This window comes from Anabaena sp. AL93 (assembly GCF_001672085.1).
In the GTDB taxonomy this organism is placed as follows: domain Bacteria; phylum Cyanobacteriota; class Cyanobacteriia; order Cyanobacteriales; family Nostocaceae; genus Dolichospermum; species Dolichospermum heterosporum.
Genome location: NZ_LJOU01000110.1, coordinates 1 through 17,471 on the forward strand (window position 1 = coordinate 1; position 17,471 = coordinate 17,471).

Here is a 17,471-nt window from a genome sequence, read left to right on the forward strand (position 1 = left end):
AGCGGGAAGGTCATTTAGTTACCCGTGATGATGTCGCTGTTTTAAGTCCATACATGACTAGTCATATTAAGCGATTCGGCGATTATTTGATTGACTTGAATGCAATACCACAGTCATTAGATGAGATTAGTAATTTTAACTTGATTTAACTGAGTTCTATTTATTTCCACCAGAAAAGATATAGTTACCAGCTTCAACGATAAAATCCCGAAACTATATCTTAAGTCCAACTACAAAGCAAGTATATTTACAAATCTTTGCATCGTGTCCCATTTTGCGCGTATCCCGGCTAGACCCCAACCATACTATTGATATCACTATCAGGAATGAAAGCAGGATTTACTGATGTGGCGGTTAATTCTTCCGTTGTGTCGGTAATTACGGACTCTTGACTCAACACAAGATGAGATTCTGTACCTAATTCTGTACCTAATTCTGTACCTTCATCCTCTATTTCTGTACCATTTAGACTATTAAACTGTACAGATTTGAGTTCTTTCCATTCACGTATCAAAGGACAGATTGTACTAAAACTACCACCACCTAGCCGCTCTCGTACAATATTTCTATTTATTTTTTCATTTTTTATATATAAGTTTTCGCAAATTTCAAAAACTCTTATTTTCAAATCTTCATGTTCTTGAGGTACAGTCATAAATTTTTCAAAAAAAGTTTGTACCATTGTACAACAATGTATTAATTTATGTATCAGTATTTGTACAAGAATACTTGATAAAAAAAGCGACTTTGTACAGCACCGCTATTAATTGTACCGGAAATTTTTATACATCAATTAGAATCAATGCAAATTATAATTAGTGTACTAGGCAATAAAACAGAATTAATCGCATAACTGATTTGTCTGTTCCCTGTCCCCTATTTCAGCTTGTTAGGTTTTAACCAAACTTCCTGACTTGTCAACTTCCTGACTTATGAACTTGCCATATTGTAAACTTCCTAACTTATAAACTTGCTATATTGTCAACTTGCCAATAATATAGCTAATAAGGTTTATCAAAAATCACCATTTATATTCCATGATTATTGCTTTAGCCAATCAGAAAGGGGGCGTTGCTAAAACCACCTCTACTATATGTTTGGGCGGATTACTAGCAAAGAAGGGTAACGTCCTAGTGATTGATTTAGATCCTCAAGGGAATCTGACCACAGGGTTAGGTGTGGAAGTAGCTGATGACCAAATTAACTGCTACGACGTAATTACAGAGCAAGTAGAAGTTATGGATGCCATAGTACCTACCAATTGTGGACTTCACTTGTTGCCGGCTGACATTAATTTAGCTAAGGGAGAAACTGAAATTCTCACGAAAATAGGTAATTTCTACATTCTTAAAGAAAAATTAGCTCCTGTACTCAACCAATTTCAGCACATTTTAATTGATTGCCCCCCGTCCTTGGGACTTTTAACGGTTAATGCCCTATCCGCAGCAGATAAGGTTTTAATTCCTGTGCAATGCCAATTTTTTGCTCTCAAAGGATTAGCTGCACTTTTAGAAACGGTTGCTAGTGTTCAGAAGCGACTTAATCCTCAATTGCAGATATTAGGGGTGTTGCCAACAATGGCAGAAAATACCGTTATGACTCAAGATGTTCTCGCTTCTCTAAAAAGGCGACTACAAGACATTCACATATTTGATCCTGTTCCTAAATCTATTAAATTTTCTGAGTCAAATTTAGCCGGTGAACCTATTCATCTCTATGCCAAAGAATCCAAGTTGGTGCAGCCTTACCAAGCGATCGCAAAGCTGCTCCTATAAGCGATAGCGAAGCGCTGCTGCAAGCAGTTCGCCAAGTTGATTGCTGGTAAAAAATAATAGGAGAAACAGATGGTCAAAAAACGCGCTCGATTAGAAGACAATGATCCTCTATCTTCAACAGATAGAGTCTTGGCTGGATTTGAACAGTTAAGCAAGTCAGCAATCCAAGAACCTGACAAGTTAACCAGTCAACAAGATAGCAATATAACCAGTCAGCAACCAATGATGGAACAAATTACAATCAATAGAGAAATAACAAGTCAACAATCTGACAAGTCAGCAATTCAGCAAGTTAACAATATTGAAAAACCAAAATTACGCAAGTCTACATTTCAGATCAGTGAAACAGTGCTTTTGCAGTTAGATCAGGTACATTTGAGACTGCAATTGGAATTGGGAAAGGCGATCGCTCCTTATAAGGAAGTAATTGTAGAAGAGGCATTAGTGCGATTATTAGAGCAATTTGCAGATGACCGTTCAGGGTTAATAGAAGTGTTAGTATCGAGGCAGAAAAGCCGGGATAAACCTTGATATATCGCGTAGCAATCAGCAAATAAAAGAAATAGTGAAGACTGGGCTATGAGAGAATAGCAGGTGTGAAAGCTGACTATGAGATACCCTAAAGAATGGAAACAATTATCTAAATCTATCAAGGAAAAAGCTAATTGGCGTTGTCAAAAATGTGGGCGTGTTTGCTTACGTCCTGGTGAAAAACCTGCTGACAATATTAAACCCCGTGCCTATAATCTACAAGTTCACCACCACAACATGAATCCTGCTGATAACAGGGTTGAGAACCTAATTTGCCTCTGTAGTGGATTATGTAGAATCCACGTCGTAGAAACCTTGATGTGACTGATATTGATGAAAATCTTCTACAACGTAACCCATGATAACTCCCTTTTAACAAAACAGAAAACTTGACAAAATTTAACTTGTATTTTTGATTCAGTACCGTATAAACAGAGCAAGGTTGTTAACATCACTGTATTGAAGAGTCTTGCATAATCACAGCAAAAACGTGGTTGAGATGACAGTAAAAATTGCCTATCAACTTGACAAATGGCTACAATCGAAGTGGCAAAGAGGTACACGATTCTACACCTTAACCCTTTGCCAAAACATATTTGGAGAATGGATGATCACCAAAACTTGGGGCAGTGCTGTCCATCGAGGATTTGGCAAATCAAAAGATTTAGATTGCCCTAATTATCAAGCCGCTTTAATAACTTATTACAAGCTGCAAGAACGAAGAGAAAAGCGCGGATATAAAATAGTTGACTCTGATTCAAGAAATTGATGAATCCTCATTATCTTCCATTTTCGATTTAGCTATTCGCCACTTTTGTAATTCATAGCCTGATAAACATTTATCATTGCAGACTCGAACCATAATTTCTCCTTGTTGTATGGGTAAATATTTTTTCGGAACATCTTGACAGAAACCACTCTCAATAGCCTGACGATACCAACATTCAAACTCATCTTCTTCAGGAGTCATCGCTGTTTGAGAAACATTAGGTTCAGCTTCATCACGAATCATTGCCAACAAGCAAGCACCAGGACTCTCAATGTGATTATGGCTTCTATACTGTTTGAAAGCGGATATTGCCAATTTCACTTTCTCTGGCTCATGTTTAGCTATTTCCTGTTTTAATCTAACGCCGATTTTAATGCCCATTTCGGTAATTAAATGAGTAATCTCTAAAGATGGATTCTGGAGTTCACCATGATCTGACTTTTGGGCAACCGAGTTGAAAGAAACAACTTTTGGGGATGATTCAGGTATAGTCAACTGCTTAATTTGTGTTCGTAAGCGTTCACATTCCGACTTCAACTCAAAAATTTCAGCAACATGACCTCTCAAATTCTGATTCTGTCGCTTTAATTCTCTATTTTCAGCCTCCAATTCTCGAATTCGTTGCTTGAATACTTCAGAAAGGGTTTTTAGACTATGAGGTCCAGGTTGTTTTTCCGCCAATGAGTTGAGTTGCTGTGTTTTTTGCGACTGTAAATCATGAATGTATTCCGTTAATTCTGTCCATTTGTAGAGGTAAGAAATGGAACAGCCAGCAACTTGAGCAATGTTAGGAAAAGTCAAAGGTTTACCACTTTTTTGAATCTCTTCAATAGCACGAAATACTTGTTCACGTTTGAGTTCTTTTCGCTGTTGTTGGGCTGCCCGCAGGATAGCAGTCTGTTTTTCACGTAATGGTTGCTTCGTCATTAGCAACTTTCCTCAAATCTGATAGCCATTTATCCATTGCTTCTAGGGTAGCCTGAGATTCTTCATAGGCTAGGGCAGCCCCGGCTTGTTTAGCTGACTCCATGCGTTTGTGTTCTCCAGCATATTGCCGTTCATAAAGAGGTAATTTGCTGGTACTGGGGCGGAAACTACTACAGCCGTAACATTTGGGATAGAGGTTGTAGATACAGTTGGTTTTAGGGTCAAGGGTGCAATAACCATAGACCGTCAGACGCGGTGAAATTTCCAGGTCAAGTTCGTGGGCTTGAGGGTTTTTAAGAAGGCTTTCAGGTAAACTTTGCCAAGGGAGAAAGCGGTTTTGGGAATTGAGTAGTAGTTTCTGAAAAGGTAAATCTACTGCCGCTACTTGCTCCTTAGTAGGAGGCGCATAGTGTTGAAATGTGGTTTCACTATTGAGGTGGTCAGCATAGAGTTGAGCAGCTTCCATTCCATGTTTAGCCCTCACTTCCTGGAGGCGACTAGAACGGGTAATCTTACCTGTAAAGTAGGGTCTAATACCATTGCTATCCCGAATGTCTTCGCGCTCTATTAACAGACGAATCAGGCGAACCATTGGGTTTTGCGCTGCTGTTACATGAGGGGGTTTGGGCATTGGTTTAAGACTAGGAAAAGATGGGTAAGAACTCTGTTTAATACTTCTAAAATGACAAAACAGATAGGGGTAATCCTTGCCCAAGGTTTTTCTCATCCATTGCTGTTGTTGTTCAATGATTTGTCTAATTTCACGAGAGGCAGGGAGTCTGTGCCATCGTTCTACCTTATGCTGATAAAACTTGATATACCATTGACCATTTTCTTCAACTAAACAATCAAAAGTCATCTGACAAATATCTGCGGGACGAGCAGCTGTATATTCTTGGATTAAATAATGACGAGCAAGAGGAGCAGGAATTTGGTCGAGATGCTGTTTAATCTGTTGACGGGTGATTTCATCCAACCAATCCACGTCCTGAACTGTTTGTTTAGGAATATCTCGCTGACGAACTAAGTTTTGGGATTCTAATCCTAAAAAATCACAAAAATCTTTGAGGATATATAGCTTTTCTCTAATAGTCCGATTACAATTTGTTTGGTTGAGGTCGAGAAACTTAAAGATTAGTTCTCGGCGAATTTCAGAGAGATTTTGGATATGATTCTGCTGCAAAATTTGACCGAACTGACGCAAAGCTACTAGAGAATTTATCGGTGTGGCAATGGCAGAATACTTACCTGATTTGAGTAAGGAATATAGATATTCCTTGACTTTGACACGAAACCATTCTGGTTTAATTGACTTAAAGTTGAGGATTTTCAAGGGTGAGTTTTTGACAAAATGACGAAAATCCCAAACATCATCATCAAAACAGAAGTTCAATAAGGTTTCTTGTTGTTGACACCCAACCCAACTATTATAACTTGTGGCGTGAGGATTAAAGTTAATGTGGCAGAAGTAACAGCGACAATTACTCTGTCTGCTGTTGGCTTGAAAGCTTTCATAAATCCACCCTTTCTGTCCATTTGGTCCTATTTGCTGGCAGAGGGGATTAGGACAAACTAAATGGGAACGATAACTATGAATCTGAGGTAGAACTTGACAACAAAGGAGGGTCTTTTGGGAACAATGATTACATCCTAGCCTGAGTTGACAACTATGTCCATTAGTATAATTAAATTTGCTGATTTGACCTTGATTACACTGAGGACAGATAAATTCTCCAGCATACTTTTCTGCCCAATTTACTGATAGAGTTCCTTGAAGAGTTAGATGAGTGGAAATGGGTAAGTGTTTAACTGTACCAGTTAGGTAAGTTGTCTGATGACAAAAATCACATGACAATTTTAGTTTGCAAACAGCCCCTTTCGAGTAATAAAAGTTGGTGATTTGACCTTGATTACATTGAGGACAGATAAATTCTCCAGCATAATCTGTCTGCCAATTAACTGATAAAGTTCCGTTAAGGGTTTGGTGTATTGAGATATTTGGATGTTGAGGAAGTTGACAAGTTAGTTGGGTTATTTTAGCGCATGATTGACATTTGACTCTCAGTTTAGAAATGGCTTTTTGATTGTTATAAAAGCTGGTGATTTTTTCTTGATTACATTGAGGACAAATAAATTCGCCAGCATAATCTGTCTGCCAATTGACTTGTAAAGTTCCGTGAAGAGTTTGATGAATTGATATGGGTGGAGACTGTCTAATTTGACAGGAAAGGGGAGTGGATGTGTGGCAGAGTTCACAGCCTAATTGAATTTGACAAAGTGTTTTTTTGTCGGAAAAGAAATGGCTTAACTGTCCGCGATGACAATGGGGACAATTAAATTCGCCAACATAATCTGTCTGCCAATTGACTAATAAATTTCTGTGAAGGGTTTGGTGGATTGAAATTGGTAAATGCTTGCGTTTACCCATGATTTTTCTGGTGTTGAATATGTTGTAATTCTGACAAGCCCTGAAAACGATTTTTGATGAAAACTAATAAGTTATTAATCTCTGTTACTCGTCTTGCTTGTCCGTTGTTTTCAGCTTGAATCAGGTCTTGCTGTAAGCGGTTTAAGTCAGCCTCTAATTGGGATTTATCTTCGAGGGTTACGCGATGATGAGAACAACTAAGACAGGCATAGCGATGTTGACAATCTCCTAACATGGTGGGACGATGACATTCTCCTAGAGGGGTACTAACTTTGAGGAGATTTGCTAATTTTTCATACCTGGTTTTTCTGGGTTTAAAAGCTGTAATTTGACCATACATATCTACATAACCTTTGAGATTAGCTTCTTTTTCTAATCTGGTTAGTGAACGCTGGCGATAATGAGGTAGCATATCTAAGGAACCGTGACCTAGTACGGCGGCGATATATTCATCTTCTACTTCACAATGAGCCATAATGCTGGCTTTGGTGCGGCGAAACATATGGCTAGTGAGTTTAAATCTGTTGCCATATTTATCTTTTAAGTTTGCTACTTCTCGAAATTTAGTTAGCCAGTTACTAATTTTTAATCTGGTAATTGTTTGGGGTTGATAGCACAGTGTTGTTTCAGATTCTCTATCAGCCCAAGGAATACTTTTTTGGGGACTATAAACGTTACAAAATAGTTTATCGAATTCACTATCTCTACCAAATTGGGTATCCAGAAATCTCTGCTGTTCTTGAACTAATTCAGCTACTTGAGGATGAATCTGAACAAACCGCCAGTGTTTGAGTTTTTCAAACCAACGTAGTAAAAACCATTTTTCGCTTTCTTGTTTGAGGCTATGGCGTGGCATGGTGAGAATTTCTCCAATGCGGCAACCTAATGCTAATTGTAACCGAAAAAGTCTTTCAATTGTCGGGGGGAATAAGTCAAGTTTTTCGTAGATTTGGTAAAGAACTTCTTCTGGTATTGTCTCGATTGTGGGTGTTTTTTGGGAAATTCTGATGGGGGTGAAGGCGATTTCTAGCCACTTTTCTTCTCGCCACAGATTGAGAGCATAGTTAATTGTATTCTGACGATTATTACTGTTAATTTCGCTGATAAATTGATGGAGGATTGATTCTGTTAAAAATTGGGGCTGGGTATATCCATTGTTATATAAAAAATGCGCTAAGTGGTTTAAACAACCTAGTCGTTGAATAATACGACCCAGGGAATATCTCTCTCGAATGCTGGCTCTAATTGTTAGTTGAGTCAGTTGTTTTAACCAAGGCAGTGAAATTTTGTGGAAGTAGAGATGATAATGTCCATTAATTCGGCATTCTTCTTGACTATAACCCAATTCTATTAGTGACCAAATATCTTGATTCATGAGTGGGTCATTCATCCACTCTTTTCCTAGTTCGGAGTTTTTAATTCGCTCTTGTAATGTCTTTGGAGCAAATGCTGGTGCCATTAGTTTTCTTCTTCTTCTCTTAGGTATTGGTTTAGGGTCATTTCATCAAGAACATGACTGTAAATGTCTTTGGTTGTGGCGATTGAACGATGTCCTAAAAGCTGTTGTACATATTGGTCAAGATAATTATCTTGCAACATTCTGGTAGCGAAGGTATGGCGAAATAGGTGGGGATGTGCTTTAATTCCTGTTCGTTTGTGGAGTTGGTCAAATAATTTATTTAGGCGAACTAAAGACATTGCTTGTCCTTCCCATTTCCCTGATAAATTGACGAATAACATTCCATGTCCCAAGGTTTCGGCTCTATGTGGATATTCTTCTAATAGGTAGGCATGAAAGGTCTCTTGAATGGCTGACCGTTGGTGTAGAATGGGGATTTCTCTTTCTCTTCCTTTTGCCATTGCACTATTAGGGTTGTCTTCTCTGCGGACAATGCGAATGCGTCCAGTGATATCTAAATCTTTTACGTCTTCTAGGTGTAATCCTAATAGTTCTCCTCTTCTTACTCCTGTTGAACGCAACAGCATGATAATTAATCTGTCTCGATAAGTTGTACAGGCGTTGGCTAAGGTGGCAATTTCTTCGTCTAGTAGACATCCACTAAATTGTTTCGGTTCTTTTATTTTGATGCGTTTGCTTTTTTGTGGATTGTTTTTGGCAATGCCTTTGAGAAAGCCTCCTCTTCTTCCCCAATGATGTGCTAGTTTTGTGAAGTGTTTTTCTTCTATTCTGCCTTCAATTGTGTGATAGGTATAGAATTCTTGGATGGCGGTGACTGCTTGATTGACGGTGCGAGGACTTCTTTTGGCAACTATTTCTCTGACTTTTTCTGAGATGGCTTCTACTTGACTACCTAGCAAGTACCAATTCACAAAATCGGCTAATTCATTTAACCCAATTTCAGACCAATTGAGAGATTTGGATTCTAGCCAGCGCCAAAAGTCTACTAGTCGATAGGCGTATGTACTTATTGTGTTAGGTGCTAATTGTCGTTTTCTACAGTAGTTCAAAAACCTTTGGATTGCCTCTATCGGTAAGCAGGTTTTTTGGTCGAAGACACAGCTAAATCTTTCTTCTGTGTCAGGGGATATCGCCCATTCTACTTTGACCATTTTCTCCGTTGTGGAAATTAATTTGTTTCTACCCTAACGCAAAAATTAGGTCTGTTGTTGTTGTTTTTTCTATGTTGTGGAGGTGGTTGTTGTTGTCTATATAAAGTGGATGTCATCTTGGATACCATAGAGGAGGCAAGGGCAATATTTCTGTGGGGCAATTGTCGCTGTTTGATTTGTCGGGGTTTGAGAATCGTTGAATTTTCTTGGGGGAAATCTTAATAGAGAGCGATCGCAACTTCTGTTATTAGTTTTTAGTACATAAGTTTCGATCCGATAATACCAATAAATACGGCAAGACCTAGCAATCTGCGAAAATAATTAACGCCTTGAAATAATTCCATCCATGCCCAAGTAAACAACGAACCATCTGCCAGTAGGACTAATACTGTATTAATTTTGCCATTGGTAAAAAATAGAGCTAATAAACTAGCTACTATCCAAACAATAAGCGGTAGGTTTGGCATCTGAGCTAAAACAATTTTGCCATTGCTGTCACGGAAGGTTTTATCAACTAATGTATTTTCCATCATTTTTAATTGCAGTTATTTAATATGGTAGCAAACCGAGATCCTTGTAAAAACTTGCTGTTCGGGTCTGGAAACTGTTGCTGTGTCTAGGTTTTAGCCGATTTGTACTATTCTCCCGTTTTGGCAGTGTGGTAACTGAAAAGCTTTATTGGTAATACTTTTAGGCTATCTTGCCCCTGGTGACAGCAACGCTAGACTCGGTTAATTTATGAGAAAACCACTACTAAATTTTCTTGAGGGAAAATAATCAGACTGGGGAAAACCGGGATTGAGAACACCGTGCAGAATTTTCTTGAGGGAAATTTTTATAGCACGATTGGGCGATCGCAAAGCCCCCCACAGAAATTGTCCCCATCAAAGCCAAATAAATTTTCTTGAGGGAAAAGGGCAAACTACAATATTACTTATGAGAATATAACTAACTAGAACGCTTATTCGGATAAGTAAATGAATGAATCCCCGGAAATTGGTGAAATAACTGTTGTCAATTCCCTGGCTTTGACTGCACCCACCCCCCTAACTGAACACCCCGCTGCTGTCTATCTTTCTTCTCTATCCCCCGGTTCTCGTTCCGCGATGAGGCAATCTTTAAATGCGATCGCCAAAATCCTCACCAGTAATGAATGTGATGCCCTCACATTAAATTGGGCTGAACTGCGTTATAAACATACGGCTCTATTACGGTGTATACTAATGGAAAGATATGCACCAGCCACAGCTAATAAAATGCTGAGTGCGTTAAGGAGAGTCTTGAAAGAAGCATTACGTTTGGAACTAATGGATGCTAGAGATTTTGCTAGGGCTGTAGACATCCCGAATATTAAGCTGTCTAAGGAATTGAAGGGGCGTTTTTTATCTGAAGCTGAAATTAACGCCCTGATGCAAACTTGTTTTGATGACCCTACTCCCATCGGTTATAGGGATGCGGCGCTGATAGCAATTTTGCGGGGTGCGGGGTTACGCCGGGGGGAATCAGTAAATTTAATGTTGAGTGACTTCCATTCTGGCAGTGTTAAAGTCCGCAGTGGTAAGGGTGGTAAAGACCGCACTGTTTATTTACCAGATGGGGTGTTGCCAATTATCGAAGACTGGTTAGAAATTAGAGGGCGGGAATCTGGAGCTTTAATCTGCCACATTAATAAATCTGGGGCGGTGACTTTACGACAACTGACACCTCAAGCAGTGCTGTTTATTCTGGAAAAACGGGGTGTAGAAGCTGGGGTAACAAACTTTTCTGCCCATGATTTTCGCAGGACTTTTATCTCTGAGTTGTTAGATTCCACTGATATTGTTACCGTCCAAAAATTAGCCGGTCATGCTTCACCTGAACTCACTTCTAGATATGACCGTCGGGGTGAGGAAGTTCAACAACGGGCTGTACAGGCAATTAGTGTTCCTCGACGCAGACGGAAGTAATGGCAGTTGCTAATTCAGAACTGACGATTATTGTTGTTTCAACCAAACTTCTAAATCTGCTAATGTTGCAAAATTAAATAAAACATTTCTCATGTCTTCTAATTTTTGCAGGGGTAATACCTGGATTTCTGTTATTAGTGATGAATTAACCTCACCAAAGCGATAATTTAGAAAACTGGTAATCCATTTGACAGCTTCTTTTTTTTCACCTTTTTGTAAAATATCCTGATAAATGACTGACTCTTGCATAATATCCTCCCGTAAAAATTGGCGAATAACATCTTTTTCAAATTTCAAGCCCGCTAAAATCTCTGTACACCCTGCTATATTTTGTCTTTCTTCCCTGTTAGGAATATTAGCAATTTTTTCAGCAACTTGCCCTAATAATATAGATGGTGAATTGGTGCGGGTTAGTGGTGCAAGCGGTAATAATGCCGGATTGTTGAGAAATAATGTTGAATCTTGCTCCCACATCCTGATTACACGATAGCGATGTCTGGTTGTTTCATCTCTAAATTCCTCTGTAAAAACTACTTCGTTATCAGTTTCTTGTAAAAATATTAACACCTGAATGACAGGACATTTATATTGACGTTTTAACCTGACAGAATAATCTAACATTCGGAAATCTAAAGGTGTTCTAGACTTCGGTAAAGTCTGAAATTCTATATGCAGAATCTGGTTATCTGTTTGCAAAAAACTCACAAAATCAGCGCGAATTGGTTCTAATGTTAGTTCAGTTTTGAGAACTTCTACTTGTTGTGGTTCTCTGGCTAACAACCACCGGACAAATTCGGAGGGATACTGTTCTGATAAATACTTACAAGCGTTATCGTAGCTCAATTTAGTAATTAGTTAAAATGAATTTTATTACTATTCATTATACACTTTATTAACGGAATTTTGAATCAAAGTTTAGTAATTTTTATGACAGTAATTATCATGTTTGTTAGTGAAAAATTAGCTTTCTACTGCTTAACCGGATAATACAACCCATCACTAACCTGAAATTTCCAGCCTAAACTACTGGGATCTCGATTCCTGGACCAACTGATAAATTCCTGCTCACTCTTGGTTTCTCGTTCTGTAATTAAACTCTGCTGTGTTACCCCCAATCGTTGCGCTAAGTTCTCAGGAGCAAAAGATTTGATTTCTACTGGTTGCTGTTGATACTGATATCCTGAATACCTTTGTCTGGAGTTACCACCACTGTATTTACCAGAAGCTATTGCTTTGCTTTTTCAATTTTTTCTAACTGTTTACCAAGCACTTCCAGTTTAGTTGCCACCTGTTGATCTTGTTGGCAAAGGTGCGTTTCCAGTTCTCCCAGTTTCTCCTCTACCTGCTGTAATTCGCTGGTTGTTTCTAGTTTTACACTGCTATCGAACTGGGCTATCAATTCCTGTAATCCTTGCAATAACGCCGTTGTATGACCATCGCGGTGGATTTTTGCTAGTTGCCGTACTACCGGGATTAGTACATTAGGCACGCGAATCATTTCACTGGGTGGGGTCTTGTTATTCATGGCGATATCAGGTGTGATATCAATTGTAAGCTAAATTTTCTCTCAAGAATTATTCAACCTCTGCCACAGATACCAGCAAGCAACAGTGCGCTAAGGTTGCAATTGTCAACAAGTTGTTCTCCGGTTTTTTGTTAGGTAGTTCAGTTAAAGCGTAGACATTACGAATCGCAGAACGAATACCCAAATCATCAGCAGGTAAAACAGTTTTCTGACCCCACAGTTAATGAAACGTGGGGTTGTTATTTCTAAGACTCTGGTTTATTTTCCAACCATTGTTCTAAATCAGTGATAGAGGAGAAATCCAAGAGCGCTTCACCAAGTAATTCTAACTGCTCAATTGTCAATGTCCGAATTGTCTCAATGAATGATGATTCAATTTCACCAATTCGCCGATTTAGTTGGCGGAGAATTAGTTGTTGTTCTCCTTTTAATTCACCGCGTTCCATTGCTAATTCTTCTGTTGGACTAATGAAAGGCATTTGATTTTCCTCCTCTAAATGTTTAATTTTAGCCACTAATCCTCGTTGCAATTCTTTGGGTAATGACATCATTTTATCAATGATTTTAAAGAGTTTAACAATTTGTTCTTTTGTTAAGCCTCGCTCGTAAAGTCCCCTAATTAATGTCCATTTCCATTGTTCCCGTTCTGATAAATTCCCCGTGGTGGCTTTGGTTTTTAAATGTGCCATTACTATGATAGCAAAGGGATTGTCACTCGATTCTAATTCCTGCCAACGGGATTCATAGTCTAGCAGTTTAGCAATGGGAAACTTCAGACTTAATTCACAATCTAACATTGCTTGATGATAACTGTTAGGTCGCCAAGTGGAACTTGTGTCTCCTAAAATCGCCAAACCCACCACAAATTTATGATAAAGGTCAAAGGCTCGGTAATTATAAATGTACATCCGTTCTTCAAAGTCAACATCATATTGACTCTGAATTTCAATATGAATTAAAATCCATACTTGTGTTTTATCCAATAACCAAACTTTGTACAGTTTATCGGCAATCCGTTTTTCAGTTGCTGACGACGCTGTAATTTGTTGTAGTTCTTTATCAAGTGATTCCGGTGGTTTTGTCCAATCAATTGCTTTATAAGCTACAGGAAAGAAGAAGGATAAGAAACTATCAAAATATTCGGTTAAGGCTTCTTTCCAGGATTCATCGTAATTCGCGGTGATTTCATTTTTGTTCATAAAATGCTATACTAATAATTGTTATTACAACTTCGGTTTCTCTACTTTGATTTGTTGATATCTACCTAATATTCTAGCCTAAAATAGTTACTTTTTTATCAATACTCTATGTTTTACATAAAGTAAAAACCTATTTTTAAATACGGAGAAGTTTTAATTGATTTAGATCCTAAAACGGCAATGTTTACGAAAATTGATTCAGTTACCATTATTAATAATGTTACCTTGTTGGTATTTTACACAGAAGCCCATTGTTGGCAGTTCCGGTTAATTACTGCTGGTGGTGAGGTGTTTGGTGAACGCAAGCTTTACTACACCCCAGAAGCCGCAGAAAAAGCGGGGCGGGAATGGATTTATCAAGGGCATTGATTTTTTATTAGGGGAGGTGGGGAAGTGGAGAAGTGGGGTGAACAGAGTGATAGCGAACGCGAGTGCGTCCCGGAGGGAACTAGCGCTCCGCAGGAATCGCCAATTACAACTTAGAGCATCCAGTAGCGATCGCCTCTGTAGTACCGAATTTAATTGAGATTGAGTGTTTGTAATTCTTGAAGAATTGCATTATTGTCTAAGTTGTAACTTCAGAGGATGGCTTTGGCTTTTTCTCAAAAGTCTGGATATTAGGTTCTAACAGCACAAAACCGTTATTAGTTGCCTCTCCCATTTTCCCAGCAATAGCACCGACCCACTGAGGATAATTGGCTTGTGCATCAGTCAATTTCTTCCAAACTTTAGGTTTAACCGTGACGCTAATTATCCTTCCATCGCAGTCAATCTCAAATTGTTGCCAACCATTTTCTACAGTTTTAACTTCTGGCAGTTCGTTGATTTTGATAGTTAGTTCTAATTTTCCTTCAATCATAAATACATCCTCTATAAATTAGCTGAATTAATTAATCCACACTTTTTACAAAAAAAGGGAATAGGGAATAGGGAACAGGGAACAAATAAAAAACTGTGATGGAATTATCTCAATCATTTGATTTCAACTTATTCGCTAATTTTTTATCTAATGTTACTAACTCAATTTGATGATACTTAGCTGTAGCCGCAATAATAGAATCTGGTAATTTTGTTTTATGGGTATATCTAAAATTAATAGTTTCGTCCTCAATTTCTGATGTAATTGCTAAATAGGTCATCTGATTTAATAAAGATTTAATCGCTTCTTTTTCCATAGAACTTATAGAAGGAAAACTCAGTAACTCCATCCAAGTTATAGCACTATAAGCACATTCATTAACTTTAATCAGCTTATCTTTTAGCAGATTTAAAATTATTAAATCACGTTGAAACAACCCAATTAAAATATTTGTATCTAACAGATACTTAAGTCCATTCATCACGTAATACTTTTTGTAACTCTAAGGGGTCTTGATTTTTAAATACAGGAAACTCAGGTAAATCATTAACTATGTTTACCAATAATTGAGATGATTGTTTTTGTCGTTCTACTAATAACATTTTTTTGATAACTTCTTGGACAACCATTTCCATATTAGGCAACTCTAAAAGTTGTTTTCCTAACTCATCAGGTAACTCTATCACAACTTGCATAAGTTTTATTCTCCAAAATGATAGCTCAATTCCCAATTCTTTACAGAATAAACTGATTTTAACATCAGTTACTTTACTTTGTTGCTAATCATGATCTTGATTATACTGTAATCGAGAACATTTAAAATCTTGTCTAAGAGGATGTTTGAAAAGTGGTATTCCGTAATTTTCATCACATTGCTACCCCCCTTAGTCCCCCCTTGTAAAGGGGGGAAACAATAAAAATCCAGTTCCCTCCCCTTTACAAGGGGAGGGTTAGGGTGGGGTAAAAAATATTTGATACATCAACCATAACTTTTCAAACACCCTCTAACCTGTGTTTCCAACTTCAATAACCCCACCCCTCCCATCTTTCACCATAGCTATCTCTACTATTGCTCCAATAAACGCTCCTAGAATATCCGGTGCTAATTCCCTGGTAATCCTGCTAAATGCCTGATAACCAATAGCTTTAGCCACTTCTAGCAATTCCTGGACAACTTCTGGAGGCGGGCTATCTTTGATTAGAGGTAAATAGTCATTGACTAAGAATTTTTCATCGTCTGACAGGTCAGAAAAATTATTACTACCCCTATATAGAGCTTCTATTAGGACTAGTAATATTTTTTTGAGGGCATTGAACCCACCAAATTTACTAGCTATTTTAGAAATATAGGGCTGTGATAATTTGCTTATTTTAGCAACGGCTTTTTGTGTACATTTAATTCCTGTGTCTATACATTGCTTAAACGCTTCTAATAGATAATATCTGCTTACCTGTTCTCTATCACCTGCTGTTGGTGTAATCTCAAAAGCAGTGGTTTTGGTTAAGGTTGCACCGGGGTAATAATCCAGTAGGTAACTTAAATCGTCATCACTGGTGAGATAAATTGTTAGTGCTTCATCAGGGCGGCGGTTTGCTCGGAGTCTGCCTCCCATCTGAATAATCTCTGCTTTCACTAAATGCTCTATATATTCCTGAAATTGTGGATTATCTTTACTGGTGTTGTAATCCCATGTGAAAGTTGCGTATTTAGCCGCTACAGCCCCTATATCCTGATAAGGTGAACCGATCGCAAATAAAGCATCGTGATTCATGTATTTATTAGTACCACGATTATCCTTAAACCAGTAACCTTCACCATCTTGTTTATGCTTGAGGTGGTCAATGACTCCCAAATTTTGATGTTTAGATGTTAAGTCTATTTTTAGAGCATCTAATTGTTTAACTTTTGATTTACTTCTGTCTTTACCACATAATCCTAAATCAGTAATTTGTACCACTTTTAGATTTGAGTAGTTAGGTAATTTTTCACAGATGACTAAGATCTCACTGGCATCTATTCCTAATTCAAAGGCTACTGTTTTCCGGGTAGCTGTGGCATCCAGTAAAAATACATTTTGAAATTTACTTAGTACCTCTAATTGTCTGGTGTTTTTTGTGGTAATGATTAACTTATGATGTTTAATCCTCAATGCCCCAGGACTAATATTAGCAATGATTTCTAATAATGGTGTTAACCAATTCACTATTAGGTTATCTAATAATTCATGGGATTCTTGACTTGCTTCTTTACCGAATGTATAACGAATATATTTCAAGGTTTTGCGGCTTATTCCCTTTCTTTCACTTGTGTCAATTCCATCTAAAGATACGCTATCAGCAGATTGAAAGATACCTTCTAAATCAGGTGATAGCACTTTTAAAGCCTCAATGATATTGGGGATAATTTTATGATCAATGTCTCCAAATATAGACCTTACTTGATTATGATTATAACCATAGTAATTTTCTTTATGCTTGGAAGATAAATATTGCTCCAATGGTGAGATAAAATCTTTGATTTGTTCCCAAACTTCAGGTAAATGTCTAGCAATTTCTCCTAAAGTCTTTTGGTAGTCTGTTAATGATAATTCTGTAGTTTCCACTAGATTAATTTGACGACTAGATTCATCTACAAAAGCTATGGATTTTTCTGGTATTTCTGATGGTAATGAATCAATATGGCATCTGATTCTATCTTTCATCAGTGCCTCACGCCGATCTCTCCTAAAACTTGCACCAGCTATTTTATCTAATATATCACCTTCAAAATCTACACCTTGACAATTGGCTTTGAATTTACAAGTATGACAAATGGGATTTAATGATGATTCACTATTTGATTCTTGATGATAGCCTTTAGATGCTAATTTATGAAATAAAGGTGTTTTGTGACAATTCCCGGAAATATTGGCTTCTTGATTTTGAGGCCAGTTAATGGTGG

Annotated in this window: 17 protein-coding genes and 2 pseudogenes; 6 read left to right on the top strand and 13 right to left on the bottom strand. The window is 37.8% G+C overall.

The genetic code is table 11. The annotated features are described in order from the left end of the window. Positions 1 to 289 precede the first annotated feature (289 nt). A complete protein-coding gene (locus AN486_RS22720) occupies positions 290 to 655 on the bottom strand; it encodes a DNA-binding protein (RefSeq protein WP_290602666.1) in 366 nt (121 codons plus the stop codon). A gap of 382 nt (positions 656 to 1,037) precedes the next feature. On the opposite strand from AN486_RS22720, the gene AN486_RS22725 reads away from it, so the two are divergent. The 4 genes from AN486_RS22725 to AN486_RS22740 all read left to right on the top strand — a co-directional run bounded on the left by AN486_RS22725 (position 1,038) and on the right by AN486_RS22740 (position 3,075). Then, entirely contained in the window at positions 1,038 to 1,775 is a 738-nt protein-coding gene (locus tag AN486_RS22725) for a ParA family protein (RefSeq protein WP_290602668.1), read from the top strand. Positions 1,776 to 1,844: 69 nt separating this feature from the next. After that, positions 1,845 to 2,306 (top strand): hypothetical protein, encoded by a 462-nt coding sequence (locus AN486_RS22730; protein ID WP_290602670.1) that lies wholly within the window; start codon positions 1,845 to 1,847, stop codon positions 2,304 to 2,306. A gap of 78 nt (positions 2,307 to 2,384) precedes the next feature. Further along, complete coding sequence (locus AN486_RS22735) at positions 2,385 to 2,630, top strand: HNH endonuclease (protein WP_290602672.1); 246 nt, start codon at positions 2,385 to 2,387, stop codon at positions 2,628 to 2,630. 175 nt (positions 2,631 to 2,805) lie between these two features. Beyond that, a complete protein-coding gene (locus AN486_RS22740; RefSeq protein WP_053541453.1) occupies positions 2,806 to 3,075 on the top strand; it encodes a WGR domain-containing protein in 270 nt (89 codons plus the stop codon). On the opposite strand, the gene AN486_RS22745 is transcribed toward AN486_RS22740, so the two are convergent. The 5 genes from AN486_RS22745 to AN486_RS22765 form a co-directional block, all read right to left on the bottom strand. Beyond that, entirely contained in the window at positions 3,064 to 4,002 is a 939-nt protein-coding gene (locus tag AN486_RS22745) for a DUF6262 family protein (RefSeq protein WP_053541452.1), read from the bottom strand. The genes AN486_RS22740 and AN486_RS22745 overlap by 12 nt on opposite strands. Next, positions 3,980 to 6,430, bottom strand: coding sequence for an integrase (locus tag AN486_RS22750; protein WP_053541451.1), 2,451 nt, complete (start codon positions 6,428 to 6,430; stop codon positions 3,980 to 3,982). The genes AN486_RS22745 and AN486_RS22750 overlap by 23 nt, the downstream gene beginning before the upstream one ends. Continuing rightward, positions 6,423 to 7,889: a tyrosine-type recombinase/integrase gene (locus tag AN486_RS22755; RefSeq protein ID WP_053541450.1), complete on the bottom strand. Its 1,467-nt coding sequence runs from the start codon at positions 7,887 to 7,889 to the stop codon at positions 6,423 to 6,425. The genes AN486_RS22750 and AN486_RS22755 overlap by 8 nt, the downstream gene beginning before the upstream one ends. Beyond that, the gene (locus tag AN486_RS22760) at positions 7,889 to 9,001 is read right to left on the bottom strand and encodes a tyrosine-type recombinase/integrase (protein WP_053541449.1); all 1,113 of its coding nucleotides are present in this window, start codon (positions 8,999 to 9,001) and stop codon (positions 7,889 to 7,891) included. The genes AN486_RS22755 and AN486_RS22760 overlap by 1 nt, the downstream gene beginning before the upstream one ends. Before the next feature lie 254 nt (positions 9,002 to 9,255). Next, positions 9,256 to 9,531: a hypothetical protein gene (locus AN486_RS22765; protein ID WP_290602680.1), complete on the bottom strand. Its 276-nt coding sequence runs from the start codon at positions 9,529 to 9,531 to the stop codon at positions 9,256 to 9,258. 447 nt (positions 9,532 to 9,978) lie between these two features. On the opposite strand from AN486_RS22765, the gene AN486_RS22770 reads away from it, so the two are divergent. After that, the gene (locus tag AN486_RS22770) at positions 9,979 to 10,947 is read left to right on the top strand and encodes a tyrosine-type recombinase/integrase (RefSeq protein WP_290602673.1); all 969 of its coding nucleotides are present in this window, start codon (positions 9,979 to 9,981) and stop codon (positions 10,945 to 10,947) included. A gap of 27 nt (positions 10,948 to 10,974) precedes the next feature. On the opposite strand, the gene AN486_RS22775 is transcribed toward AN486_RS22770, so the two are convergent. The 3 genes and pseudogenes from AN486_RS22775 to AN486_RS22785 form a co-directional block, all read right to left on the bottom strand. Then, a complete protein-coding gene (locus AN486_RS22775; RefSeq protein ID WP_290602675.1) occupies positions 10,975 to 11,790 on the bottom strand; it encodes a DUF4351 domain-containing protein in 816 nt (271 codons plus the stop codon). Positions 11,791 to 11,915: 125 nt separating this feature from the next. Beyond that, a pseudogene (locus AN486_RS22780) lies at positions 11,916 to 12,472 on the bottom strand (hypothetical protein). Between the two features lie 245 nt (positions 12,473 to 12,717). Beyond that, positions 12,718 to 13,671 (bottom strand): DUF4351 domain-containing protein, encoded by a 954-nt coding sequence (locus AN486_RS22785; RefSeq protein ID WP_290602676.1) that lies wholly within the window; start codon positions 13,669 to 13,671, stop codon positions 12,718 to 12,720. A 180-nt stretch (positions 13,672 to 13,851) separates the two neighbouring features. On the opposite strand from AN486_RS22785, the gene AN486_RS22790 reads away from it, so the two are divergent. Then, positions 13,852 to 14,040, top strand: coding sequence for a hypothetical protein (locus AN486_RS22790; RefSeq protein WP_213715241.1), 189 nt, complete (start codon positions 13,852 to 13,854; stop codon positions 14,038 to 14,040). A 196-nt stretch (positions 14,041 to 14,236) separates the two neighbouring features. Here AN486_RS22790 and AN486_RS22795 read toward each other — a convergent pair whose 3' ends face one another. From AN486_RS22795 to AN486_RS22810, 4 genes and pseudogenes are all read right to left on the bottom strand, one after another. After that, positions 14,237 to 14,530: a fertility inhibition FinO-like protein gene (locus AN486_RS22795; RefSeq protein ID WP_290602677.1), complete on the bottom strand. Its 294-nt coding sequence runs from the start codon at positions 14,528 to 14,530 to the stop codon at positions 14,237 to 14,239. Positions 14,531 to 14,639: 109 nt separating this feature from the next. Further along, positions 14,640 to 15,011, bottom strand: a complete 372-nt coding sequence (locus AN486_RS22800; RefSeq protein ID WP_290602678.1) for a type II toxin-antitoxin system VapC family toxin — start codon at positions 15,009 to 15,011, stop codon at positions 14,640 to 14,642. Continuing rightward, positions 14,998 to 15,225 (bottom strand): hypothetical protein, encoded by a 228-nt coding sequence (locus tag AN486_RS22805; RefSeq protein WP_148766551.1) that lies wholly within the window; start codon positions 15,223 to 15,225, stop codon positions 14,998 to 15,000. Before AN486_RS22805 ends, AN486_RS22800 begins: the two co-directional genes overlap by 14 nt. 309 nt (positions 15,226 to 15,534) lie before the next feature. Continuing rightward, positions 15,535 to 17,471 (bottom strand): annotated as a pseudogene (locus AN486_RS22810) (hypothetical protein); the annotation flags it as partial.